We start from the raw sequence: 24,773 nt of genomic DNA, 5'->3' as shown, positions 1-24,773 counted from the left end.
CATGAGCATGAACGGTCCCACGTCCCGGCCCGACCGACTGTCGGCGCTGCCGCCCGAGGTGCGCGAGAAGCTGCTGCGGCGGCTGGCCGGCCGGGGAGCGGCCCCGGACGCGCCCGGAGCGCCCGCCGCCGCGGCGGACGCCGCGATCGGCGCCGGTCCGCGCCCGGAGGAGGTCCCGCTCTCCTCCGGCCAGCAGCGGCTCTGGTTCCTCAGCAGCCTCGCCCCCGAGGGCAGCGAGTACACCAGCGCCTTCGGCCTGCGGCTGACCGGTCCGCTCGACCGGGACGCGCTGGCCCGGGCGGTGGACCTGGTGGTGGAGCGGCACGAGGTGCTGCGCACCAGCTACCGGGTCGAGGGAGACCGGGTGCGCCAGGTCGTCCACCCGGCGGCGTCCGGGGTGCTGCGCCTCGCCGAGCCCGCCGCCGATGCCGGGGAGCCCGATGCCCGGGAGCCCGGTGCCGAGGAGCCCGGTGTTGCGGCCGTCGTACGGGCCGAGCTCGCGACGCCCTTCGACCTCGCGCGGGGTCCGCTGCTGCGTGCCCTGCTGCTGAGGTCCGCGCCGGAGCGGCACGTGCTGCTGATCACCGCCCACCACAGCGTCATCGACGGCTGGTCCTCGGGCGTGCTCTTCGACGAACTCGGCTCGGCGTACGCGGAGTTCGCCGCCGGCCGGACGCCGCGCCCGGAGCCGGTCGCGGTCCAGTACGCCGACTACGCGCTCCGGCAGCGCGAGTGGCTGACCGGGCCCGGGGTGAAGGCCGGGCTCGACTACTGGGAGAGCAGGCTGCGCGGCGCCGAGCCGCTCGGCCTGCCCACCGACCGCCCCCGCCCGCCGGTCCGCGACACGGCCGGCGCCGTGCTGCGGCTGGCCGTGCCCGCCGCGACGACCGCGCGGCTCAAGGACCTCGCCCGGCGCGAGGGCACCACGCTGTTCCCGGTGTTGCTGGCCGGCTACCAGCTGCTGCTCGCCCGGCTCTCCGGGCAGCCGGACGTCACCGTCGGCACCGTCACCACCGGCCGCGGCCGGCCCGAACTGGAGCGTGCCGTCGGCTTCTACGCCAACACCGTCGCGCTGCGCACCGCGGTGGACGAGGAGGAGCCGTTCGCGGCGCTGCTCGCCCGGGTGCGGGACGGCGTGCTGGACGGCTTCGAGCACGACCAGGTGCCGTTCGACCGGCTGGTCGAGCTGCTGGAGCCGGTCCGGGACCCGAGCCGCACCCCGGTGTTCCAGACCATGATGGTGCTGCAGAACGCGTTCGGAGCCCCGCTCGCTCTGCCCAAGGTGGCCGTCGAGCAGCTGGAGCTGCCGCGCTGGGAGGCCACCGTCGACCTCGGGCTGGAGTTCGAGGAGCGCGACGGCGAGCTGGACTTCGGCCTGTCGTACAGCACCGCGCTGTTCGACGAGCGGACCGTCCGGGCGCTCGGCGAGCGGCTGGTCGCCCTGTTCGAGGCGGTCGGCGAGCGGCCGGACACTCCGTTGCGCGCGCTGCCGCTGGTCTCCGCCGAGGAGGCGGCCGAGCTGCGCCGCGACTGGGACGCGGCGGCCGCCACCGCCGACGACGGCCCCGCCACCCTGGTCCGGGCCTTCGAACGGCAGGCCGCCGCCACCCCCGGCGCGCCCGCCCTGGTGTTCCGGGACGAGCGGCTCGGCTTCGCCGAACTCAACGGCCGGGCCAACCGGTTGGCGCGCCACCTGCGGGCCCTGGGGATCGGCGCGGAGAGCCTGGTGGCACTGGTGCTGCCGCGCTCGACCGACTTCGTGGTCGCGCTCTGGGCGGTGCTCAAGGCCGGCGCGGTGTACGTGCCGATGAACTCCGAGGAGCCCGCCGAGCGGATCGCCGACCTGCTGCGCGGCATCCGGCCCGCGCTGGTGCTCGGCACCGGGGAGCTCGCCGGCGCGGTGCCCGCCGAACTGCCCCGGCTGCTGCTGGACGAGCCCGCGGTGGTCGCCGCCGTCGCCGCCCGGGACGGGCACGACGAGCCCGCGGCCGCGCCGGCCCCCGGGGACGCCGCGTACGTCATCCACACCTCGGGCTCCACCGGGCGGCCCAAGGGCGTGGTGGTCGAACACCGCTCGCTGGCCAACCTGTTCGCCCGCCAGCGGGACGAGCTGTTCCGGCCCGCGGCGGCCCTGCTCGGCCGCCCGCTGAGGGTCGCGCTGACCACGGTGCCGACCTTCGACGCGTCCTGGAACCCACTGATGGCGGTGGCCGACGGCCACACCCTGCACCTGGTGGACAGCGAGACCCGGCTGAACGCCGACGACCTGGTGGCCTACGCGCGGCGCGAGCAGGTGGACCTGTTCCAGCTCACGCCGTCCTTCGCCCGCCCGGTGCTCGACGCCGGCCTGCTCGCCCCCGCCGCGCCGCACCGGCCCGCCGTGCTGGTGCTCGGCGGGGAGGCGGTCGGCGAGGAGCTGTGGCGCGAGTTGGCCGCGACCCCGGGGCTGACCGCCCACAACTTCTACGGGCCGGCCGAGTGCACCGTCGACACCCTCGCCGCCCGGGTGGACACCGCCCGCGCGCCGGAGCTCGGCCTGCCGGTGCGCGGCACCCGGGCCTACGTGCTGGACGCGCACCTGCGCCCCGTCCCGGTCGGCGCGCGCGGCGAGCTCTACCTGGCCGGTCTGCCGGTCGGGCGCGGCTACCTGCACCGGGCCGCGCTGACCGCCGAGCGCTTCGTCGCCGACCCGTTCGGCCCTGCGGGCACCCGGATGTACCGCACCGGCGACCTGGTCCGCCGCACGCCGGACGGGCGGCTGGAGTTCGCCGGCCGCGGCGACGACCAGGTCAAGATCAACGGCGTCCGGGTGGAGCCGGGCGAGATCGAGGCGGCGCTGCGCTCCCACCCCGCGGTGGACGACTGCGCGGTGGTGCCCCGGGTCGGCCGGGCCGGAGTCCAGCGGCTGGTGGCCTTCGTGGTGCCGAGCGCCGCGGTGCCGGGCGCGGCCGCGCTCCGCGCCCACCTGCACGGCCTGCTGCCGGACTACCTCGTCCCCGCCGCCTTCGCCTTCCTGACGGCGCTGCCGCGCACCGCCGGCGGCAAGACCGACCGCCGGGCCCTGCCGGAGAGCGCCGTGGAGCCGGAGCCGGCCACCGGCTACGTGCCGCCGCGAACCGAGGTCGAACGGGCTCTGGCCGGGATCTGGGCCGAGCTGCTCGGTGTTGACCTGGTCGGCACCGAGGACAACTTCTTCTCCCTCGGCGGCGACTCCATCCTCAGCATCCAGGCCGTCTCCCGGGCCCGGGCCGCCGGGTTCCTGCTCCAGTCCAGGGACATCCTGGTCAAGCAGACCATCGCCCGGATCGCCCCCGGCGTCACCACCGCGGCCGACACCGCCCAGCAGTACGAGCACCGGGGACCGGCGCCGCTGGCCCCGATGCAGCACCGGCTGCTGGCCGGCGCGGCCGACATCCCCCGGTTCACCATGTCGCTGCTGCTGGAGCTGGTTCCCGGCACCGACCCGGCCGCACTGGTGCGGGCGCTGGAGGCCCTGGTCGCCCACCACCCGGCGCTGCGCACCCGGTTGCGCCGCGCGGACGGCGGCTGGCTGCAGGAGGCCGCGGCGCACCAGGACGGCCCGCTGCTGAGCCGCCGGGACACCGCCGGCCTGGGCGGGCCGGAGCGCGCGGCGGTGCTGCGCGAGGAGGCGGAGTCGGCCCGCCGCGCCCTCGACCCGGAGCACGGCCCGGTGCTGCGCGCCGTGCTGTTCGACGAGGGTGCCGGGGCCGGCCCCCGGCTGCTGCTGACGGCGCACCACCTGGTGGTCGACGGCGTCTCCTGGCGCATCCTGCTGGACGACCTCGCGACCGGCTACGAGCAGGCCCGGGCCGGCCGACCGGTCGACCTCGGCACCCCGACCACCCCGTTCGCGGCCTGGTCCGCCAGGCTCGCCGAGTACGTCCGCGACGGTGGCCTGGACGTCGAACTCCCGTACTGGCGAAGGATCGCCGAGGAGTCCTTCGAGCTGCCCACCGACGGCACGGGGCCCAATACGGCGGCCTCATCGGAGCGCGCGGACTTCGCCCTCACCGCCGAGGAGACCGAGGCGCTGCTGCGCGACGTCCCGCCGGTCTACCGGACCAGGGTGGACGACGTGCTGCTCACCGCCCTGGCCGGCGCGCTCGCCGAGTGGACCGGCCGCGAGCGGGTGCTGGTCGGCCTGGAGGGGCACGGGCGTGAGGACGTCCTGCCCGGCGCCGACCTCTCCCGCACGGTCGGCTGGTTCACCGCCGTCCACCCGGTCGCGCTGACGGTGGCGGCCGGCGACGGGGTCGCCGCGCGACTGAAGTCGGTGAAGGAGCAACTGCGTGCCGTCCCCGCCAAGGGCTTCGGCCACGGCGCGCTGGCCGCCCACCGGGCGGGCTTCACCCCGGCCGCCGCGCCGGCCGTGACCTTCAACTACCACGGGCAGCTGGACGGCGCCTTCGCCGCCCGCTCCCTCTACCGCGCCCACCTGGGCGACGGCGGGCCGCAGTGGGACGGCGACCACGAGCGGAGCGCGCAGATCGAGGTGGTCGGCGCCGTCTCCGACGGGGTGCTCACGCTGTCCTGGTTCACTTCCCGGGCGCTGCACCGGCCGCAGACCGTCCGGCGGCTCGGCGAGTCGCTGCTGGCGCACCTGCGGGCCGTCATCGCGCACTGCGCCGAGCCCGGTGCCGGCGGTCGCACGCCGTCCGACCACCCGTTGGCCCGGCTCGACCAGGCGGCCCTCGACCGGCTGGTCGGCGACGGCCGGGGCGTGGACGACGTCCTGCCGCTCACCCCGTTGCAGGGCGGCATGCTCTTCCACACCCTGACCGACCCGGACGGCGGCGCCTACGTCGACCAGCTGGCCCTGCGGTTGGAGGGACTGGCCACCGCCGAGGCGCTGGCCGCGGCCTGGCGCGAGGTGTTCCGGCGCACCGACGTGCTGCGCACCACCGTCCGCTGGGAGGGCGTGCCCGAGCCGGTCCAGCTGATCCGCTCGGACCTGGAGCTGCCGGTCGAGCTGCTCGACTGGCGCGGGGACCCCGACCCCGGCCGACGGCTGGATGAGCTGGTCCGGGCCGAGCGCGAGCGCGGCATCGACCTGGCCGCCGGGCCGCTGATGCGGATCGTCCTGGCCCGGGTCGACGACCGGACCGTGCACCAGCTGTGGACGTTCAGCCACCTGCTGCTGGACGGCTGGAGTACCGCCCAGCTGTTCGAGGAGGTGCTGGAGCACTACGTCGCCGCCGTCGAGGGGCGGGCCGCCCTCCCGGTCAGCCGGCCGTCGTTCCGCGAGTACCTGGAGTGGCTGGCCGGGCAGGACCGCGAGGCCGCCGTGGCGCACTGGCGGCAGGTGCTGGCGGGCTTCGCCGAGCCCACCGCGCTGCCGGTGGACCGCCAGCCCGCCGCCGACCACCGCACCCGGGCCGTCGGCTCGCACAAGCTCGCCCTGGACCCGGCGGTCACCGGGGTGCTGGCCGACTGGTGCCGGGAGAACCGGATCACCCTCAACACCCTGATGCAGGGCGCCTGGGCGATCCTGCTGTCGCGGCACGCCGGCGAGCCGGACGTGGTTTTCGGTGCCGTCGTCTCCGGGCGTACCCCCGAGGTGCCGGGGATCGAGAGCGGCATCGGCATGTTCGTCAACACCGTCCCGGTCCGGGCCCGGGTGGCCGGACCGGAGGCGGACGGTGACCTCGGGGCCTGGCTGCGCGCCCTGCAGGCGGCGCAGGCGGAGAGCACCGCGCACGACTACCTGGCCCTCTCCGACATCCGGCGCTGCGCCGAACTGGCCTCCGGGGAGCGGCTGTTCGACAGCGTGGTGGTCTTCGAGAACTACCCGGTCGCCGAGGGCGCCACCGGCCGCGACGGGGTGGGCGTCCAGGTGCTGCGCTCCTCGGACAGCAGCACCGTGCCGCTCACCGTCAGCAGCCACGCCGACACCGCGCTGCGGATCGAACTCACCTACGATCCCGAGCTGTTCGACGCCGCCACCGTGGAGCGGATCGGCGGCCGGCTGCGCACCCTGCTGGAGGGCGTGGCCGCGGACCCGCACCGCGGGCCGGCCGCGCTGCCCTGGCTCACGGAGCGGGAGCGGCACACCCTGCTCGTCGAGTGGAACGACACCGCGCGCCCGCGCCGCACCGAGACGCTGGTCCAGGAGCTGTTCGACGCCCAGGTCGCCGCCCGCCCGGACGAGGTGGCCGTCCTGGAGGCGGACGGCGGGGCTCCGCTGACCTTCCGGGAGCTGGACCGCCGGGCCAACCGGCTCGCCCGTCGACTGGTCGCCGCCGGCGCCCGGCCGGGCGAGCGGGTGGCGCTGCACCTGGAACGCTCCACCGACATGGTGCTCGCCGTGCTCGCCGTGCTGAAGTCCGGCGCCGCCTACGTGCCGCTGGACCCGGCGTACCCGCGCGAGCGGCTGGAGTTCATGCTCGAGGACGCCGAGCCGGCGGTGGTGCTGAGCCACGCCGCGGTCGCCGACCGGCTGCCCGGCCACGGCGGTGCCCTGGTCACCGTCGAGTCCGTCGAGTCCGTCGCCGACACCGGCCCGGAGACCCCGCCGGAGGTCGCCGCCGGGCCGGACGACCCGGTGTACGTGGTGTACACCTCCGGCTCCACCGGCCGGCCCAAGGGCGTGGTGGTGACCCACCGGAACCTGCTCCACATCGCCGGCGCCTGGGACGAGCTGTACGACCTGACGGAACGCGGGTTGCGCTTCGTCTCCATCACCAGCCTCTCGGTGGACCTCTTCCTGGCCGACCTGCTCCGCTCGGTCTTCTTCGGCGGTTCGCTGCTCGTCGTGCCGACCGACCTGGTCACCGACCCCGCCCGGCTGCTCGCGCTGGTCGAGCGGGTCGGCGGTACCGCGATCGAACTGGTCCCCTCACTTGCCAAGGCACTGGTCGAGGAGGTCGGGGGGCGCGGCGAGCGGCTGCCGGCCTTCCAGGTGATGTCGGTCGGCTCGGAGGGCTGGCGCGTCGACGACTGCCGCGAGCTGCTGGAACACGCCCACCCGGACACCATGGTGGTCAACGCCTACGGGGCGACCGAGGCCACCGTCGACTCCACGGTGTTCGTCCCCACCCCCGAGCGGCTGGCCCGCCTCGCCGCCTACGTGCCGGTCGGCAGCCCGATCGGCAACACCCGGGTGTACGTCCTCGACGAGCGGGGCGAGCCGGTGCCGGTCGGCGTGCCCGGCCACATCCACATCGGCGGTGACGGCGTGAGTGCCGGCTACTGGCGGCGTCCCGAGCTGACCACCGAGCACTTCCTGCCCGACCCGTTCACCCCGGGCGGCCGGCTGTACCGGCCGGGCGACCTGGGCCGCTGGACGGCCGACGGCGTCCTGGAGTTCCTCGGCCGGGCCGACCACCAGGTCAAGATCCGCGGCTTCCGGATCGAGCTCGCCGAGGTCGAGGCGGCGCTCACCGCGCTGGACGACGTGGCCGAGGCGGTCGTGGTAGCCCGCCGCGACCGCGGCCGGGACCGGCTGGTGGCGTACGTGGTGCCCGCCGTGCCCGGCGCCGGGATCGACCCGGCCGGGCTGCGGTCCCGACTGGCCGTCGGCCTCACCGAGGCGATGGTGCCCTCGGCCTTCGTCGGACTGGAGCGCGTCCCCCTGCTGCCCAACGGCAAGACCGACCGCCGGGCGCTGCCCGAGCCGCCCGAGGACCTCGCCCTCGGCGGCGAGTACCTGGCCCCCGAGGGCGCGTCGGAGACCCTGCTGGCCGGGATCTGGGCGGAGGTGCTGGGCGTCGAGCGGATCGGGGCCGAGGACAACTTCTTCGAGCTGGGCGGTGATTCGCTGCTGAGCATCCGGGTGGTGTCCCGGCTGCGGCAGCACGTGGACTCCGGGATCTCCCCGCGCGCCCTGTTCAGCGCGCCGACCGTCCGGTCGCTGGCCGTGCTGCTCGCCGCCGAGCGGGAGGCGCCCGCCGACGCGCTGGTGCCGGTCGGCCGGGAAAGTGCCCCGCCGCTCTCCTTCGGCCAGCAACGGCTCTGGTTCCTCGGGCAGTTCGGCGGGACCGGCGCCGAGTACAACTCACCGCTGGGCCTGCGGGTGCACGGCCCGTTGGACGCCGACGCGCTGGAACTGGCGCTGGCCGACCTGGTGGACCGGCACGAGTCGCTGCGCACGCTCTTCGGCCAGGTCGACGGCGAGGGGCGGCAGTTGATCGCCCCGGCCGGGAGGCCCTTCGCGCTGGCCCGCACCGACCTGTCCGGCCACCCCGCGCACGAGCGCGAGGGCCGGCTGCGGGAGGCCGTCGGCGCCGACGGCGCCACCCCCTTCGACCTGCGCACCGGGCCGCTGTTCCGGGCCCACCTCGTCCGGCTGGCCGAGGACGAGCACGTGCTGACCCTGGTCCTGCACCACATCGTCACCGATGGCCGCTCGGCCGGCGTGCTGGTCCGCGACCTCGCCGAGCTGTACCGCGTCCGGCGGCACGGCGGTACTGCCGACCTGCCGGAACTCCCCGTCCAGTACGCCGACTTCGCGGCCTGGCAGCGTGCCCGTTGGGAGAGCGCGGGGAGCGGCCTGCTCGACTGGTGGCGGGAGCGGCTGGCAGGCCTGGAGCCGCTGGAGCTGCCCACCGACCGGCCCCGGCCGCCGGTGCGCGGCCGCGAGGGGGCGCAGTTGGAGTTCGCCGTGGACGCGGAGACCGCCAAGCGGCTCAAGCGGATCGCCCAGGACCGCGGCGCGACGCTGTTCACCGTGCTGGTCGCGGCGACCCAGCTGCTGCTCGCGCACTGGTCGGGCCAGGACGACATCGCGGTGGGCACCGTCTCGGCCGGTCGCGACCGGCCCGAACTGGAGCAGGTGGTCGGCTTCTTCGTGGACACCCTGGTGCTGCGCTCCGAGGTGGACTGGGAGGAGGGCTTCGACGGCTTCCTCGGCCGGGTGCGGGAGTCCGTCAACGGCGCCTTCGCCCACGCTGACGTGCCCTTCGACCGGCTGGTCGAGGCGCTGCGGCCGGAGCGCGACCCGAGCCGCACCCCGCTGTTCCAGGCCATGGTGGTCCTGCAGGACGCCCCGGGCGGCCCGGTGCGCCTCGACGGCGCCCACACCGAGGAGTTCGGCCTGCCCACCGGCGGCGCCGCGTTCGACCTCACCTTCCAGTTCCAGGAGACCGACCGCGGCCTGGACGCCGCCCTCCAGTACAGCGTCGGCCTGTTCGACCGGAGCACCGCCCGCCGGATGGCCGACGCCCTGGTCCTGCTGCTCGGCGGCATCTCCGAGCGCCCGTGCGACCCGCTGCGCGAACTCCCCTACGTCCCGGCCGAGGAGCTCGTGCTGGAGCCCCGGCGCTGGCACCGGGAGCCGGACGAGGAAGCCGGCGTGCTCGCCCACGAGCTGGTGGGCCGGCGGGCCGAGGAGCGCCCGCACGCGGTGGCCGTGGTCGCCGACGACGGCACCGAGGTCTCGTACGGTGAACTCGACGCCCGGGCCGGGGACCTGGCCCGCCGCCTGGTCGCCCGGGGCGTCACCCCGGACACCCTGGTCGGCGTGTTCGCCGACCGCGGGGTGGAGATGGTGGTGGCGGCGCTCGCGGTGCTCAAGGCCGGCGGCGGCTACGTGCCGTTGGACCCGCAGTACCCGGCCGACCGGATCGGCGCGATGATCTGCGGCACCGCGGTCCCGCTGCTGCTCACCCAGGCGCACCTGGCCGAGCGGCTCCCCGAGGGGCCGTTCACCGTCCTGCGGATGGACGGGTCGGACGGGTCGGACGGCGATGCGGCCCCGGCCGGCACCGCGCTGCCCGGCGAGCCGGGCTCCCCGTACCGGGTGGAGGCCGACCACGTCGCGTACGTGGTGCACACCTCCGGTTCCACCGGCCGCCCCAAGGCCGTGGTGATCAGCCACGGCGCGATCGCCCGGACCGCCCGGGTGCTGCGCGAGGCCTGGGGCATCACCGCCGACAGCCGGGTGCTGCAGTACGCGCCGGCCAGCTTCGACGGCGGGGTGTGCGACCTGTTCTGCACCCTCACCGCAGGCGGCGCGCTCTGCCTCACCAGTCCGCGCCCCGCACCCGACCCGGCCGGGGAGATCATCCGGACCGGCGCCACCGTCGCGGTGCTGCCCCCGGCGCTGCTGGCGGTGATGGACGCCGAGCGGCTGCGCGGCCGGCTGCCCACCGTCGCCGCCGCCGGCGACGTCTGCCCGCCCGATCTGGTGCGCACCTGGTCACAGGGCCGGGAGTTCTTCAACGTGTACGGGCCGAGCGAGGCCACGCTGGTCTCGACCCTGTGGAGCCCGGGCGAGCTGCACGAGGGCGCCCCCGTGCCGGTCGGCACCGAGCTCAACGGCGTCGGCCTGCACATCCTCGACCGCCACCTGCGGCCGGTGCCGGACGGCGTGCCCGGCGAGCTCTACATCGACGGCCCCGGGCTCGGCCGCGGCTACGCCGGACAGCCCGGCCTGACCGCCGGGCGGTTCGTCGCCAACCCGTTCGGCGGGCCCGGAAGCCGGATGTACCGCACCGGCGACCTGGTCCGCCGAGTGGCCGGCGGCGAGCTGGAGTTCGTCAGCCGCACCGACACGCAGTTCAAGGTTCGTGGCCACCGGGTCGAGCCCTCCGAGATCGAGGCCGTGCTGCTGCGCGAGCCCGGCGTCGGGGACGCCGCCGTGGTGGTCTTCAAGCCGGAGGGCGGCCGCGAGCTGCTGGCCGCGTACGTGGCCCCGGGCGCCCGGTCGGGCGCCTCCGAGCTCTCGCCCGCGGTGCTCAGGGACGCGGTGGCCCGCGCCCTGCCCGGCTACATGGTGCCGGCCGCCGTCCAGGTGCTCGACCAGCTCCCGGTCGGCACCAACGGCAAGGTGGACCGGCGCCGGCTCCCGGCGCCGACCGGACCGGACACCGCCGTGGCGGCCCGGGTGGCGCCGCGCGGCCGGAAGGAGGAACTGCTCGCCCGGATCTGGGCGCAGACGCTCGGCGTCGAGCGGGTCGGCGTCGAAGACAGCTTCTTCGACCTCGGCGGCGACTCCATCCTCAGCATCCAGGTGGTCGCCCGGGCCCGCCGGGCCGGGCTGCGGCTGGACGCCCAGGACGTCTTCCTGCACCAGACCGTGGCCGAACTCGCCGCCGTCGCCACCGAGGTCGGCGACGGCGCGGCCGAGGGCCGGCCGCCGGCCGTCGGGCCCGTCCCGCTGACCCCGGTGCAGCGCTGGTTCTTCGACACCCACGACCACCCGCACCACTTCAACCAGTCGGTGCTGCTGGAGCTCGGCGCGCCGGCCGACCGCGCGGCGCTCACGGCCGCGCTGGAGACCCTGGTCGAGCACCACGACGCGCTGCGGATGCGTTACACCCGCACCGGCGACGGCTGGGCCCAGGAGAACCCGCCCTACCGGGCCGGCGAGCCGCTGCTGCGGGTGGTGGACACCTCCGCCACCCCCGACGGCGAACTGGGCGCGCTGCTGGACCGGGAGGCCCGCGCCACCCAGGCCGGATTCGACCTGGGCCGCGGCCCACTGCTCGCCGCCGTCCTCTTCGAGTCCGGTGGACGCCGCCGCGACCGGCTGTTCCTGACGGTCCACCACCTGGTGGTCGACACCGTGTCCTGGAACATCCTGCTGGACGACCTGGACGCGGCCCACGCCCAGGCGGCGGCCGGTCGGCCGGTCGACCTCGGCCCGCGGAGCACCACCTTCCAGGAGTGGTCCGCCCGCCTGGTCGAGCACGTGCGCTCCGGGGGGCTGGACCACGAGCTCGACCACTGGAACGGGGTCGGCGCCGCCCGGCCGGTGCCCCGCGACCTCGACGGCGTCGCCACCGTGGGCGGCGGCCGGGAGGTGCGGGTGCGGCTCGGCGCCGAAGACTCGGCCCAGCTGGCCGAGCACGCGCCGACCGTCTACCGCACCAAGGTCGAGGAGATCGCGCTCGCCGCGCTCGCCCGGGTGCTGGCCCGCTGGACCGGCGAGGACGAGGTCACCGTCGACCTGGAGGGCCACGGCCGCGAGCGGCTGCTCGACGACGTCGACCTGTCCCGGACGGTCGGCTGGTTCACCGCGGTGCACCCCGTCCGCCTCACCGTGCCCGAGGGCGACGACTGGCGGGCCCTCACCCGCGTCGTGCGGCGGCAGCTGCGTGCCGTCCCCGGCAAGGGCCTGGGCCACGGCCCGCTGCGCCACCTGCACCCGGACACCCCGCTCACCGGGCCGGACCCGGACGTGGTGTTCAACTTCCTCGGCCGGCACCGCAGCGACGGCGGGCCCGGCAGCGGGCTCGTGCACACCGTGCACGGCGCGATCGGCCAGGACCTCGGCCCGGACGACCGGATGGAGCACGTGTTGGAGATCGTCGGCGGGATCCACGACGGACGGTTGGAGTTCACCTGGTACTACTCCCCGGCCGTCCACCACCACGGGACGGTGGAGCGGCTGGCCGCGGAGTTCGCCGGCGTGCTGCGCGCGATCGCCGACGAGTGCCGGGAGGTGCGGGGATGAGCGAGCTCGCACCCGCCGCCGACCGCCCGGCGGCCGTCACGGAACCGGAGCTCCCGCTCCGCCGCAACCGGGTCTACCACCTGCTGTGGATCGGCACCACGGCCTCCGAGACCGGTCTCAACGTCTCCACCATCGCCTTCCCGCTGCTCGCCCTCGCCACGACCGGCTCCCCCGGGGTCGCCGGCGCGGTGAGCGCGGTCAACGCGGTGGCCCAAGTGGCCGTCGGGCTGCCGGCCGGTGCGCTGGTGGACCGCTGGAACCGCAAGAAGATCATGGTGGTCTGCGTGCTGGTCCGGGCGGTGATGCTCGGTCTGCTCGCGCTCGCCGCCGCCACCGGGCACGTCACCACCTGGCTGCTGCTGCTCACCGCGGCCGTCGCCGGGGCGGCCACCAGCCTGTTCGACCCGGCCGAGCGGGCCTCGCTGCCACTGGTGGTGACCCGCGGGCAACTGCCCACGGCGCTCTCGGTGAACACCGCGCGGATGCACCTCGGGCAGCTGGTCGGCACCTCGGGCGGCGGGTTCCTGTTCGGCCTGGGGCGGGCCGTTCCATTCCTCGCCGACGCCGTCGCCCACCTGGTGGCCTTCGTGACACTGCTGTTCGTCCGGCTGCCGAAGCAGGAGCGCAAGCCCTCCCCGATCTCGACCATCCCGCGTGACATCGTGGCCGGCTTCGCCTTCCTGGTGCGCCAGCCGTTCATGCGCTCGACCACCCTGCTGCTGCTCGGCCTCAACCTGCTGTTCCAGGCGCTCTACCTGGTCGTCATCGTGGCCGCCGAGCAGAACGGGGCCTCGCCGGGGAAGGTCGGCACGATGGCCGCGATGTTCGGCGTCGGCGGCCTGATCGGCGCGCTCGCGGCGCCGCGGATCTCCCGCTCGATCACGCCCTACCAGGCCGTGGTCGGGATCATCTGGCTGCTCGCGGTGCTCGTCCCGCTGATGTCCGTCACGAGTGGCGCGCTGGTCTGGGGCGGCTTCCTGGCCGCCATGGCCTTCCTCGCGCCGACCGCGTACACCGTCGTCGGTACGCAGCAGATCCTGCTCACCCCGGACGGCATGCGCGGCCGGCTGAGTTCGGCGACCAACCTGTTCAACGGCGGCGCGCAGGCCGGCGGCGCGGCCCTGGGCGGGCTGCTCTCGCAGTGGCTGAGCGGCACCGAGGCGATGCTCGGCTGCGCCGTCGGCCTGGCGATGCTCGGGCTGGCCGGCGCGGCGGCGGGCTCGCTGCGGCTGCCGTCCGCCGATCAGGTGAGGGACGTCGGTCAACCCGGAGAGGACTAATCGCCCGAACGGGTGAGAGTGCCCCGAGCGTGCCCGGCCGGGCCGCCCGCCCCGTCGCCGACGTCGCGGGCGGCCGGGACGCCGTCCAGCGGCAGGAGGACGGCGACCTGCCAGCCGCCGTTCGCGCAGGCCCCGGCGGTGAGCTCGCCGCCCAGCCCCGCGACCCGCCGACGCAGCTCCCGGATGCCGGTGCCGCCGCCCTCGCGGTCGACCGCCGCCGCGGCGTCCGCCCGGGCGCCGGCCGGAACCGGCTCGTTGTAGATCAGGACCCGCAGGGCGCCGCCATCGGCCACCCGCTCGGCGGTGACCGTCACCCTGGGCGAGGCGGGGGCGTGCCGGCGGACGTTGGTGAGCGCCTCCATCACCACCCGGTAGCCGACCGCGCCGACCTGCTCCGGCAGGCCGTCCACGGCGCCGGGGGAGAGTTCGAGCCGGGCCGGGATCATCCCGGTGCGCTCGAACCGGTTCATCAGGTCCGGCAGCTCGTCCAGCGAGTGTGGCCGGGCCGCCGCGTTCTCCTCGGGATCGTCCGCCGCCGGCTCCTCCCCGCCCCGGCCCGGCCGGCGGTCCTCCTCCAGCTCGCTGAGGATCCGGATCGTCCGGTCCATCGACTTCAGCGCCTGGATGCCGGCGCTCTCGATCTGCGGGAGCAGCGCCAGCGCCTTCTCCGGCGACTCCTTGGCCAGCATCTGGGCCGCCTGCGCCAGCACCATCACCCCGGTCACGTCGTGCGCGGCGAAGTCGTGCAGATCCCGGGCGACGTGCAGCCGTTGGGCGCGCCGCTCCTCCGTGACCGCCAGCTTGCGCCGGCTGTCCAGTGAGCGCAGGTAGCAGGACGCCCCCACCGCGGCCACCGCGGCCAGGCCCCAGACCACGCAGAGCCCGATGGTCTCGCGCGGCCCGGCCGGCGGGTCGAGGGTCAGCGCGATCCGCAGCGGCAGCAGGGTCACGGTCACCAGCAGGAGCAGCCCCAGCAGGGCGGCGACCGCCGGAGCGGACCCGCGCACCGCGGGCATGACGGTGACCAGCAGGGCGACCGACTCGACCAGGATCCAGAGCCCCGAGGTGTTGTCGGCGGGGCCCTCGTAGCGGAACGTCGCGTACAGCGAGATCGCGCAGGCCACCGGGACGGTCACCAGGTTTCGGGTCCGCGGTTGCCCCGGCAGCCACACGATCAGGACCGCGGCGGCCAGCACTGCCGCCGTCGTCGAGCCCCGGATCAGTGTCGAAACCGGTGAACCCGCCCACACCGCAACCGAGATGGCGACCGCCGCGAGGAACGCCGCGCCAACTGGGCGTCCGATCCTGGCCAGTTGATTTGTCATGTGCTCGGATGCTACCCCGTGCGAGGATCAGCCCATGACGACACGCATCGTGATCGCTGACGACCAGGCAACCGTGCGGGAAGGCTTTCGACACATCCTCGACCTGCAACCGGACATGGAGGTGCTCGCGGTCGCGGGCGACGGTGACGAGGCGCTCGAGATCGCGCGGACGCTGCGGCCGGACGTCCTGCTCGCCGACATCCGGATGCCGCGGATGGACGGGCTGGAGCTGACCCGCCGGCTGGCCGAGGAGAGCCCGGGCGTACGGGTCGTCATCGTCACCACCTTCGACCTCGACGAGTACGTCCACTCGGCGCTGAAGGCGGGCGCGTACGGCTTCCTGCTGAAGCGTTCCGGTGCGCCGCTGCTGATCGAGGCGGTGCGCGCCGCCGTCGAGGGCGACTCGCTGATCAGCCCGCAGATCACCACCCGGCTGCTGCGAAGCCTGGCCGGCCCGAAGCAGAAGAAGGCGCCCAAGATCGAGCAGTTGACGCCGCGTGAGCTCGAGGTCGCGCGGCTGGTCGCGGACGGTCTGACCAACTCCGACATCGCGGAGGCGCTGTTCATCTCGGCCGGCACGGTGAAGACCCACATGACCCACGTGCAGCGGAAGCTGAAGGTGAACAACCGGGTCGGTATCGCGGCCTGGGTCTGGGACTCGGGCGCCCGCCACGGCTGAACCGGCCGCTCGCGGGCCGGCGGAGGCGGGCGGGGTGGGGCGGGTTACTGGTCGAGGTAGGCGAGGACGGCGAGGACGCGGCGGTTGTCGCCGTCGGTGGGGAGGAGGCCGAGCTTGGTGAAGATGTTGCTGATGTGCTTGGCGACGGCCTTCTCGGTGATGAAGAGGCCCTGGGCGATGCCGGCGTTGGAGCGGCCCTGGGCGAGCCATTCGAGGACTTCGCGTTCGCGGTCGGTGAGGCTGCCGACGTTCTCGTCGCGTTCCTTGCGGACGAGGAGCTGGGAGATGACGTCGGGGTCCATCGCGGTGCCGCCGTCGGCGACGCGGCGGATCGAGTCGAGGAACTGGGAGCCGTTGGTGACGCGGTCCTTGAGCATGTAGCCGACGCCGCGGCCGCCGCTGGCGAGGAGTTCGCGGGCGTAGAGCGGTTCGACGTACTGGGAGAGGAGCAGGACCGGGAGGTCGGGCATGGTGCGGCGGGCGGTGAGGACGGCCCGCAGGCCCTCGTCGGTGAAGTTCGGCGGAAGCCGGACGTCGACGACCGCGACGTCCGGCTGCTGCTCGGTGAGGGCCGCGAGGAGGTCGGCGCCGTTGTCGACGGCGGCCACCACCTCGTGTCCGTAGGCCTGGAGGAGGCGGATCAGGCCGTCCCTCAGGAGGAAGTGGTCTTCGGCGAGGACAATACGCACGGAAGCTCCATCGTCACCATGGTCGGGCCGTTGACGGGGCTGTTCACGGCCAGGACTCCGTCGAACGTGCTGAGTCGTCGCTCGATGCCGCGCAGGCCGGTGCCCCGGGTGGCGTCGGCGCCGCCGCGGCCGCTGTCGGTCACGGTGATGCGCAGCATGCCGTGATCGTAACGGATGTCGATCCAGGCCCGGTCGGCGCCGGAGTGCTTGGCGACGTTGGTGAGGATCTCCGAGATCGCGAAGTAGGCGGCGGACTCGACGGGCATCTCGGGGCGTCCGGGCAGGTCCACGACGACCTCGGTGGGGACCGGGCAGACCATGGCCAGCGCCCGCACCGCGTCGGCGAGTCCGCGGTCGGCGAGGACCGGCGGGTGGATGCCGCGGACCAGGTTGCGGATCTCCTCCAGGGCCTTGGAGGAGGACTGGCGGGCCTCGATGAGCAGGGCCCGGACGGCCTCCGGGTTGGTCTCCAGCAGGTGTTCGGCGGCGTCCAGGGTCATGCCCATCGCGACCAGGCGGGCCTGGGCGCCGTCGTGCAGGTCGCGTTCGATCCGCCGGATCTCGGCCATCTGCGTGTCGACGGCGGTGCTGCGGGTGGTGGTGAGGTGCTCGATCCGGCTGGCCATCAGTTCCTGCTCGCTGGGGGCGAGCATGGAGTGGGTGTACCGGGCGTGCTTGCGGATGGCGCGGGGGGCCATCCACAGGGCCAGCGGCAGTTGCAGGACGCCGAGGACGCCGGCCAGCACCGCGGTGGCCTGGCCGTCGATCGGGATGAACTGGTACCAGAGGCCGTCCCACTGGGTCGACAGCGGGACGCCGAAGAAGGCCAGGAAGATGCCCCAGAAGCCGCTGAGCAGGACGGCGATCGGCATGAAGGCGAGGAAGCCGCCGACGATCGGGTCGGTGAGCACCCAGGTGAACTCCCGCTTGGTCTGCGGGTCGCTCATGATCCAGCGGTAGCGGGCGACGGCTCCCGAGGCGCCCTCGGGGGCGGCCGGCAGGCCGCTGGGCGGGCCGGGGATCTGCACGCCGGACCAGCGCTCGGACAGGCCGCGCTGGCGGGCGGCCAGTGCCCGGACGCGCTCCATGGCCCGCGGCACCAGGCCGAGGCCGGGGCCGACCAGGGAGATCGCGCCGGTGACCCCGAGCGAGCGCCCGAAGGCCGCGACGGACATCCAGCAGAGGGCCAGTGCCCGCCGCAGTCCGGTGAATCCGGCGGGGACGGAGAATCCCCTGATCTCGACCGCCGAGGGGCTTCCCCCGAGCTTCATCGTGCGGTCCATGGCCCGCTCCTCTCTGGTGCCGTTCGCTGTGCCCCGGCCGTGGTGGCCGTGTGACCATTCTGGCGGGGGCGGCGCGGCGAAATCGGTAGTAATAACCCCCCTCTTGCGCGACCGGAGGGGGAGGTTCTTCTACCTGGCGGCGGCGGTGACGTCGGCGGGCGGGCTCAGAAGCCGTCCGATGCGCCCTCGGCGGTGTCGGGGGCGGCGACGAAGAGGGACAGGGTGTCCGCCACGCAGGCCGCGTGCTGCTGGCCCTCGACCTCCACCGTCATCCGGACCGCGGCCAGGTGGCCCATCGGGGTCTCGCGGACGCTGGTGACCTTGGCGCCGCCGCGGACCCGGGCGCCGACCGGGATCGGGCGGGGGAAGCGGACCTTGTCCAGACCGAAGTTGACGCCCAGTTCGACGTTGTGGATCTCGAAGATCGCGCGCATCATCGCGGGCAGCAGGCCGAGCGTCATGTAGCCGTGGACGATGGTCCCGCCGAACGGGCCGGTGGCGGCGCGCTCCGGGTCCACGTGGATCCACTGGAGGTCGCCGGTGGCGTCGGCGAACTGGTCGACGCTGTGCTGGGTGACGTCGAGCCATTCGCTGTAGCCGAGGTGCTCCCCGGTCGCCCCGGTGAACTCGGCCAGGTTGGCAAAGGATCTCATGCGGGTGATTCTGGGCGGCCGTCCATGGCGCGGACAAGGCGTCGGGGGGCCGGGGGGCCGTTCGGTCAGCGCGGCGTCAGTTGGCCGTCAGTGGAGGGGGCGGGGCGGCGGGAAAGGCCGGAGGCCCGCCGGCGCCGGGAGCGCGGGCGGGCCTCCGGGACGGGGCGGGGAGGGCTCAGCCGTAGCGCTTGAGCTCGTGGAAGAAGTCCGGGACGGTGTGCAGCTGTCCGGCCGCGAGGACGCGGTCGTAGACGTGCTTGGCGACGGCCATGTCGAGCACGCCGAGGCCGAACGGGGAGAAGACCACCGGCCGGTCGGACGGCGGGGTGATCGTGCCGGTGAGCACGTCGTAGAGCGTGCCGGCGACGAACTCGCGGTGGCCGACGAGCTGTTCGGCCAGGTGCGGCGAGGTGCCGGCCTTCATGCAGTGCTCGATGTCGTCGACGACGTTCCACGAGTCGAGGACGATCTCGGGGGAGAGGTCGCGCAGCGAGACGTGCAGCACCAGTGGGTTGTGCGAGAACCACTGCGGGTCCGTCACGTGCGGCTCGCCGGCGACGGTGGCGAAGACCACCAGGTCGCTGGAGCGGATCAGGTCCTCGGCCTTGTCGTGGACGGTGATCTCCACGCCCTCGCCCTCGGCCCGGCGCAGGTAGTCGGAGAAGCCCTCGGCGTGTTCGGCGGACAGGTCGTGGACGCCGGCCGCGGTGAAGTCGAAGCCGTTGGCGGCGAGGTAGGTGTGCACGTAGCGGGCGATCAGGCCGACGCCGAAGAAGCCGACCCGGGTCGGGCGCTCGCCGCGGGCGTCGGCGAGCCGGGCCGCCGCGAGGGCCGCGGAGGCGGCGGTGCGCGCCGCGCTGATGATCGAGCTCTCCAGGCAGGCGAACGGGTAGCCGGTCTCGGCGTCGTTGAGGATCAGGACGGCCGAGGCGCGCGGTAGGCCGGCCGCCACGTTGTCCGGGAAGCTGGAGATCCACTTGATGCCGTGCACGCCGACCTCGCCCTTGACCGAGGCCGGCAGCGCGATGATCCGGGAGGACGGTCGGTCGGGGAAGCGCAGGAAGTACGAGTCCGGGTTGGCCGTCTGCCCCTCGCCGTGCAGCCGGTACGCGGCCTCGACCGTGGCGACGACCTCGTCCTCGTGCCCGTTGAGGGCCTCGTGCACCTGGGCGCCGGAGACCACGGCGAAGGGAGGTACCTGATTCATGGGAACAGTGCTCCTGGTCGGAGGGGTGAGGATCGGAGGGGTGAGGATCGGAGGGTGAGGAAACGGAGGGGGAGGGGTCAGCCGATGCGGGCCAGGCCCTTGGCACGCTGCCGCGCCCGCCCGCGCGAGACCACCAGCGGGTCCCAGTCCGGGCCGCGTTCGGGCAGCCGGGAGGGGTCGCCGAGCACCGCGCCGCCGAACACCTCACGCAGCAGCGCGCGGCCGATGATGTCGGAGGCGGCGGCCATGCCGCTGTTCGCGACCGCGGCGATGCCGCTGCCGTAGCGCACGCTCTGGCCGACCACGTACAGGCCCTCGACCTCGGTGCGCACGTCCGGCCGCTGGCTGGAGCCGCCCCAGCTGGCCATGCCGTACGGGGTGCCGCCGGTGGCCCGGATGTAGCGCTCGTGGGTGAGCGGGGTGGCCGTCTCCAGGTGGGTGACGCGCTCCCGGAACGGGCCGATGACCTTCTCGGCGGTGGCCAGCATGACCTCGGTGAGCTGCTGCTTGCGGGCGAGGTAGGCGGCGTTGCGGCGGTAGGGCTCGCCGTCGGCCGGGCCGCTCTCCAGGCCCCAGAACCCGTAGCCGGGCGGCAGGCCCGTCATGAGCTGGAAGTTGCTGTGGCCGGGCGGGCAGACGGCGGCGGCGCCCGGGTCCTTGAGGGAGGCGAAGGAGAAGGTGAGCGCCGGCACCGAGTCCATCGAGCCGTCCCGCGCGTACCGCTCCAGCATGGCGGCGTGCGCGCCCTCCATGTCGTCGCTGTCGTGCCACCAGAGGTTGGCGTTGGGCAGGCCCGGCAGTTCGGTGTCGAGCCCGATGTACACCGAGACGAAGGAGCCGCGCATGGTCGCCGCGCGGGTGCGGGCCACCACCTCGGAGGGGAAGGCGTCCTCGCCGCCGCACAGGTCGAGGACGGTGCGCCGGTAGTCCGCGTTGGAGATGACCAGCGGGGCCGAGACCCGCTGCCCGTCGGTGAGTTCGACGCCGGTGGCGCGCCCGTTCTCGATCAGGATGCGGCGGACGTCGCAGCGGGTGCGCAGTTCGCCGCCGTGCGCCTCCAGCGCCTCGACGAACGCGGCGACCATCGCCTGGCCGCCGCCCTCGGGGTAGTACGCGCCGCGCAGGTAGTGGTCCATCATCGAGGCGTGGTGGGCCAGGCTGATGCCGTCGGGCATGGTGCCGTAGTTGCCGGCCTGTGCCGCGAGCAGCGTGCGCGCCTTGGCGGAGAGGCCGAAGTGGCCCAGGGCGTCGGCGAAGGTGCGGCGGGACCAGCGCATGGTCTGCGGGGACTTGCGGAACAGGTCGACCAGGGAGACGCCGTTCAGGCCGGCGCGGGTCGAGCCGGCCACGTTCTCGGCGAGTTCGAGGAAGCCGGCGATCCGGTCGGCCTCTTCGGGCAGGGCCTGCCGCAGCCGGTCGCGGTAGGCGTCCCAGCCGGCCGGCACGTCGACGGTCGCGGTGGGCGTGATGATCCGGTCGAAGCCCTGCTCGTTGTCCATCGGCCGGAACCGCACCCGGTCCAGGACGCCGAGGCCGGCCAGGATCGCCGGGAAGTGCCCGTCGGGGCCGCAGTCGCCGAGGTAGTGCGTGCCGACGTCGAACTCGTACTTGCGCCGGCGGCGGAACACGTGCGCGTTGCCGCCGGCGATGTCGTGCTGTTCGAGGACGAGGACGCTGCGCCCGTCGGCCGCCAGGTAGCCGGCGGTGGTCAGGCCGCCGATGCCGCTGCCGACGACGATCGCGTCGTAGTGGTCGCGCAGTCCCTGGGCCCCCTGCATGCGTGCTCCCATCAGAACGTGCCGCCGCCGTGGATCTCGAAGACCGACCCGCTGATGTAGGCGGCGCGGTCGGAGAGCAGGAAGGAGACCAGGTCGGCCACCTCCTCGGGCTTGCCGGCCCGGCCGAGGGCGACGTTCTTCAGCATCCGCTCGACCGCGGCGTCGGACATGTCGCCGACCATGTCGGTGGCGATCAGGCCCGGCGCGACCACGTTGGCGCGCACGCCGCGCGGGCCGCACTCCTTGGCGAGGGACTTGGTGAAGCCGATGATGCCGGCCTTGGACGCGGCGTAGTTGGCCTGGCCGAGGTTGCCGTAGATGCCGGACACCGAGGACAGGTTGACGATCGATCCGCTGCGGCGCTTGCTCATCGCGAAGGCGGCGGCGCGGCACACGTGGTACACGCCGTCCAGGTTGGTGCGCAGGACCTGGTTCCAGTCGTCCTCCGGCATCAGGATGACCGGGCGGTCCCGGGTGATGCCGGCCGAGGTGACGGCGGCGTCCACCGGGCCGACCTCGCGCTCGGTGCGGTTGTACCAGTCGCGGACCTGCTCCGGGTCGGCCACGTCGCACTGGGTGGTCGTGATCCGGGTGCCGAACTCGCCTGCCTGCTTGGCGAGTTGCTCGGCTGCCTCGGCGTTGGAGCGGTAGCAGAAGGCGACGTCGTAGCCGTCCTGGGCCAGGCGCAGCACGATGGCCTTGCCGATGCCCCGGGACCCGCCGCTGACCAGGGCGATCACGCGTGCTCCCCGAAGAGTCTCAGGACGGCGCAGCCCACCGCGCCGTCACGGTCGACGGCGGACACCAGGGCGATCCGGCCCCGGGCCGCCGGGTCGGTCCCGGCCACGCCGAGCACCGCCTGGATCTGGAAGGACGCGGAGGCCGCGCCGGTGTCGCCGAGCAGTTCCATGGACGGGACCCGGCCCAGTGCCTCGGCCGGCAGCAGCGCGGCGAGCGCGTCGTACTCGGCCCGGCCGGCCGCGGTGGGCGCGGCGCACGGGACGGCGGCCCAGACCTCGTCGGCGGTGACGCCGGCGCGGGCCAGGGCGCGCTGCACGCACGCGGTGACGGCGGCCTTCGGGTCGTCGTCGATGTCGACGCGGGTCTCCACCGCGAGCACCGCGGCGAGCGCCGGGCGCTGGGCGGTGCCGGCGTGCTCGACCACGAACAGGCCGCAGCCCTCGCCGAGCAGCGGCGTGGAGTCGCCGGCCGCGACGGCGGTGTGCTCGATCCAGGCGTGCGCGGCGGAGAACTCCTCGGCGGAGCCGACCAGGTACTTGGTCGCCCGGCCCTGGCCCATCAGGCGCCGCGCGTAGTTGAGGGCGAGCAGGCCGCTGACCCGGCCGCCGGCGACGGTGGTGTTGGGGCCCTTGAGGTCGTGCCGGATGGCGGTGGCGCCGGCGGCGTGGTTGAGGCTGCCGAAGGGGATGCGGCCGGCGTCGACGTGGAAGGGCAGCGCGTTGGTGTAGGACTGCTTGAGGAAGTTGGTGACGTTCTCCAGGCTGCCCATCGAGATGCCGAGGACCACACCGGTGCGGTCGTCGGTCTCCACCACCCGGTTGCCGTCGGCGTCCTTGAGCAGGCCGTCGGAGGCGACCAGGGCCAGCGCGGTGAGCCGGTCCATCTTGGCGGTGCCGGTGGGGCCGAGCAGGCCCTTGATGTCGAAGCCGGGCACCAGGCAGACGTCGGGCGACGGCAGCGTGCCGAGCGCGGCGTCCGCCTTGACGGCGGTCTTGGCGCCGGCGCGCACGCCGGACGCGAAGTCCTGGCGGGTCAGGCCGTACGGCGACACGGCCGACCAGCCGGTGATGACGAGTGTCTCCGGCGGCAGGGCCGCCGGGGTGGCTGCGGTGGTCATCGTCAGACTCGCTCTCCGTACGTGCCCAGAATCAGGATGGCGTTGTTGCCGGCGAAGGCGCTGGAGTTGTTCTCCACGATCCGGACCTCCGCGTCGACGGCCTGGTTGGGCACGACGTCCAGCGGGCAGTCGGGGTCGGTCTCCACGTGGTTGATGGTCGGCGGGATGAACTGGTGCTCGATGGCGAGGCTGCAGGCGATCGCGCCGAGCGCGCTGGCCGCGCCCATCGAGTGGCCGAGCATCGACTTCACCGCGACGGTGCGCGGCGGTGCGTCGCCGTACACGTCGACGATGGCGGCCGACTCGGTCTTGTCGTTGGCCTTGGTGCCGGTGCCGTGCGCGGAGATGAAGTCGATCTCGTCCCGCTCGACCCCGGCGTCGTCCAGGGCGAGCCGGATGCCGCGCGCGATGCCGTCGCGGTTCGGCGCGGTCGGGTGGGCGGCGTCGCAGCTGAGGCCGTACCCGAGCACCTCGGCGTAGATGTGCGCGCCGCGGGCGAGGGCGGACTCCAGGCTCTCCAGGACGAGGATGCCCGCGCCCTCGCCGGTCAGGATGCCCTGGCGGTTCCTGTCGAACGGGCGGACCACGTCCGGGGTGAGCGCGCCGAAGCGCTTGAACAGCGCGAAGGCCTTGCGGCAGACGGCGTCGGCGCCGCCGCACAGCGCGATGTCGACCTCGCCGGAGCGGATCGCGTCCAGTCCGTAGCCGATCGAGTAGTTGCCCGCCGCGCAGGCGGTGGTGATGGTGGTCGGCTCCACGTTCGGCATCCGCAGCTCGCGGGCGATGACGGTGGTGAGCCGGCCGGCGTTGATCCGGCGGGACAGCACCGGGTCCATGGCCCCAGGGTCCCCGGCCGCGAGCTCCTGCTCGACCAGCACGCCGATGTCGTGCCCCTCGCCGTCGGTGGTGCCGACGCTGATGACGGCCTGGCGCTCGCCGAGGTCGGCCTCGGTGAGCCCGGCGTCCTCCACGGCCATCCGGGCGGCGGCGACGGCGAACTGCCCGGCGCGGCCCATGTCGTCGAGGGGGACGTTGCGGATCCAGCGCTCCGGCTCGAAGTCGGGGACCTCGCAGGCGATGTTCTGGCCGAACCCCTCGGTGTCGAACCGGGTGATCGGCCGCGCACCGGAGCGGCCGGCCCGCAGCCCCGCGGTGTACTCCTCGACACCCGTGCCGATGCTGGAGATCGCCCCGAGGCCGGTGAGGACGACCCGGCGGCGGTCGGCCGGCGCGCCGGCGCGGGGTGCCGCTGGTGACTGTGCGGTGGACATGGGACTCCTTAAGCAGTGGGATGCCTGCGGGCGGGGGTTCCGGTCCCGGAACCCGCCCCGATCACCAGCCGGCGGCCGTCGCGGTCACCTGGTACGTGGCCTCCACGTTCACCATCTTCGGCAGCTCGTTCATGTCGATGACGATGGAGTACTCCATCTCCAGGGCGCTGAGCACGTCGATGAGCTTCAGCGAGTCGGCGCCCAGCTCGTCGACGAACAGCGCGGTGTCGGCGAACTCGGTGTGCACGTCGATGTTCTCGGCGATGATCTCGCGGATCCGGGTGAGACGCTCCGGCGCTACCGTCGTCATGCTCGTTTTCCTCCGTTTTCGCGGG

13 protein-coding genes are annotated in these 24,773 nt (G+C 74.3%); 3 read left to right on the top strand and 10 right to left on the bottom strand.

Going from position 1 to position 24,773, the window contains the following annotated elements; translation table 11 throughout:
• Positions 1 to 7 precede the first annotated feature (7 nt).
• Together AC07BF_RS13490 and AC07BF_RS13485 are read left to right on the top strand one after the other, a co-directional pair.
• Entirely contained in the window at positions 8 to 12,415 is a 12,408-nt protein-coding gene (locus AC07BF_RS13490; RefSeq protein ID WP_478333384.1) for an amino acid adenylation domain-containing protein, read from the top strand.
• Positions 12,412 to 13,695, top strand: coding sequence for an MFS transporter (locus tag AC07BF_RS13485; protein ID WP_400803881.1), 1,284 nt, complete (start codon positions 12,412 to 12,414; stop codon positions 13,693 to 13,695). Before AC07BF_RS13490 ends, AC07BF_RS13485 begins: the two co-directional genes overlap by 4 nt.
• Here the strand turns inward: AC07BF_RS13485 and AC07BF_RS13480 are convergent.
• Positions 13,692 to 15,020 carry a sensor histidine kinase gene (locus AC07BF_RS13480; protein WP_478333383.1) on the bottom strand — a complete coding sequence of 443 codons (1,329 nt, stop codon included), beginning with the start codon at positions 15,018 to 15,020 and terminating at the stop codon, positions 13,692 to 13,694. The two genes, AC07BF_RS13485 and AC07BF_RS13480, sit on opposite strands and share 4 nt — an antisense overlap.
• A 34-nt stretch (positions 15,021 to 15,054) precedes the next feature.
• Between AC07BF_RS13480 and AC07BF_RS13475 the strand changes: the two genes are divergently transcribed.
• Positions 15,055 to 15,699: a response regulator gene (locus tag AC07BF_RS13475; protein WP_478333382.1), complete on the top strand. Its 645-nt coding sequence runs from the start codon at positions 15,055 to 15,057 to the stop codon at positions 15,697 to 15,699.
• 44 nt (positions 15,700 to 15,743) lie between these two features.
• On the opposite strand, the gene AC07BF_RS13470 is transcribed toward AC07BF_RS13475, so the two are convergent.
• The 9 genes from AC07BF_RS13470 to AC07BF_RS13430 all read right to left on the bottom strand — a co-directional run bounded on the left by AC07BF_RS13470 (position 15,744) and on the right by AC07BF_RS13430 (position 24,748).
• A complete protein-coding gene (locus AC07BF_RS13470; RefSeq protein WP_063348719.1) occupies positions 15,744 to 16,388 on the bottom strand; it encodes a LuxR C-terminal-related transcriptional regulator in 645 nt (214 codons plus the stop codon).
• A complete protein-coding gene (locus AC07BF_RS13465; RefSeq protein WP_363623135.1) occupies positions 16,352 to 17,671 on the bottom strand; it encodes a sensor histidine kinase in 1,320 nt (439 codons plus the stop codon). The genes AC07BF_RS13470 and AC07BF_RS13465 overlap by 37 nt, the downstream gene beginning before the upstream one ends.
• A 164-nt stretch (positions 17,672 to 17,835) precedes the next feature.
• Positions 17,836 to 18,324, bottom strand: a complete 489-nt coding sequence (locus AC07BF_RS13460; protein WP_387808023.1) for a MaoC family dehydratase — start codon at positions 18,322 to 18,324, stop codon at positions 17,836 to 17,838.
• A gap of 175 nt (positions 18,325 to 18,499) precedes the next feature.
• Positions 18,500 to 19,531 (bottom strand): 2,3-diaminopropionate biosynthesis protein SbnB, encoded by a 1,032-nt coding sequence (gene sbnB, locus AC07BF_RS13455; protein WP_478333381.1) that lies wholly within the window; start codon positions 19,529 to 19,531, stop codon positions 18,500 to 18,502.
• Between the two features lie 77 nt (positions 19,532 to 19,608).
• The gene (locus AC07BF_RS13450; protein ID WP_363587388.1) at positions 19,609 to 21,309 is read right to left on the bottom strand and encodes a phytoene desaturase family protein; all 1,701 of its coding nucleotides are present in this window, start codon (positions 21,307 to 21,309) and stop codon (positions 19,609 to 19,611) included.
• A gap of 11 nt (positions 21,310 to 21,320) precedes the next feature.
• Positions 21,321 to 22,049 (bottom strand): 3-oxoacyl-ACP reductase FabG, encoded by a 729-nt coding sequence (gene fabG, locus AC07BF_RS13445; RefSeq protein ID WP_363587386.1) that lies wholly within the window; start codon positions 22,047 to 22,049, stop codon positions 21,321 to 21,323.
• Positions 22,046 to 23,167: a beta-ketoacyl synthase N-terminal-like domain-containing protein gene (locus tag AC07BF_RS13440; RefSeq protein WP_363587384.1), complete on the bottom strand. Its 1,122-nt coding sequence runs from the start codon at positions 23,165 to 23,167 to the stop codon at positions 22,046 to 22,048. The genes fabG and AC07BF_RS13440 overlap by 4 nt, the downstream gene beginning before the upstream one ends.
• A gap of 2 nt (positions 23,168 to 23,169) precedes the next feature.
• Positions 23,170 to 24,438, bottom strand: coding sequence for a beta-ketoacyl-[acyl-carrier-protein] synthase family protein (locus tag AC07BF_RS13435; protein WP_363587382.1), 1,269 nt, complete (start codon positions 24,436 to 24,438; stop codon positions 23,170 to 23,172).
• Between the two features lie 61 nt (positions 24,439 to 24,499).
• Positions 24,500 to 24,748, bottom strand: a complete 249-nt coding sequence (locus AC07BF_RS13430; RefSeq protein WP_063348726.1) for an acyl carrier protein — start codon at positions 24,746 to 24,748, stop codon at positions 24,500 to 24,502.
• Positions 24,749 to 24,773: the final 25 nt, after the last annotated feature.

The organism is Kitasatospora sp. NPDC043950, assembly GCF_056435345.1.
The sequence above is the reverse complement of the archived record's forward strand: the minus strand, read 5'-3'. Positions and strand labels throughout refer to the sequence as shown.

Bases quoted from the DNA above. Each gene is read 5' to 3' on its own strand.
- AC07BF_RS13460 (WP_387808023.1), bottom strand. From the start codon at position 18,324: ATGAGATCCTTTGCCAACCTGGCCGAGTTCACCGGGGCGACCGGGGAG.
- AC07BF_RS13480 (WP_478333383.1), bottom strand. From the start codon at position 15,020: ATGACAAATCAACTGGCCAGGATCGGACGCCCAGTTGGCGCGGCGTTC.
- AC07BF_RS13485 (WP_400803881.1), top strand. From the start codon at position 12,412: ATGAGCGAGCTCGCACCCGCCGCCGACCGCCCGGCGGCCGTCACGGAA.
- AC07BF_RS13430 (WP_063348726.1), bottom strand. From the start codon at position 24,748: ATGACGACGGTAGCGCCGGAGCGTCTCACCCGGATCCGCGAGATCATC.
- sbnB (WP_478333381.1), bottom strand. From the start codon at position 19,531: ATGAATCAGGTACCTCCCTTCGCCGTGGTCTCCGGCGCCCAGGTGCAC.
- AC07BF_RS13435 (WP_363587382.1), bottom strand. From the start codon at position 24,438: ATGTCCACCGCACAGTCACCAGCGGCACCCCGCGCCGGCGCGCCGGCC.
- AC07BF_RS13450 (WP_363587388.1), bottom strand. From the start codon at position 21,309: ATGCAGGGGGCCCAGGGACTGCGCGACCACTACGACGCGATCGTCGTC.
- AC07BF_RS13440 (WP_363587384.1), bottom strand. From the start codon at position 23,167: ATGACCACCGCAGCCACCCCGGCGGCCCTGCCGCCGGAGACACTCGTC.
- AC07BF_RS13490 (WP_478333384.1), top strand. From the start codon at position 8: ATGAACGGTCCCACGTCCCGGCCCGACCGACTGTCGGCGCTGCCGCCC.
- AC07BF_RS13465 (WP_363623135.1), bottom strand. From the start codon at position 17,671: ATGGACCGCACGATGAAGCTCGGGGGAAGCCCCTCGGCGGTCGAGATC.
- AC07BF_RS13475 (WP_478333382.1), top strand. From the start codon at position 15,055: ATGACGACACGCATCGTGATCGCTGACGACCAGGCAACCGTGCGGGAA.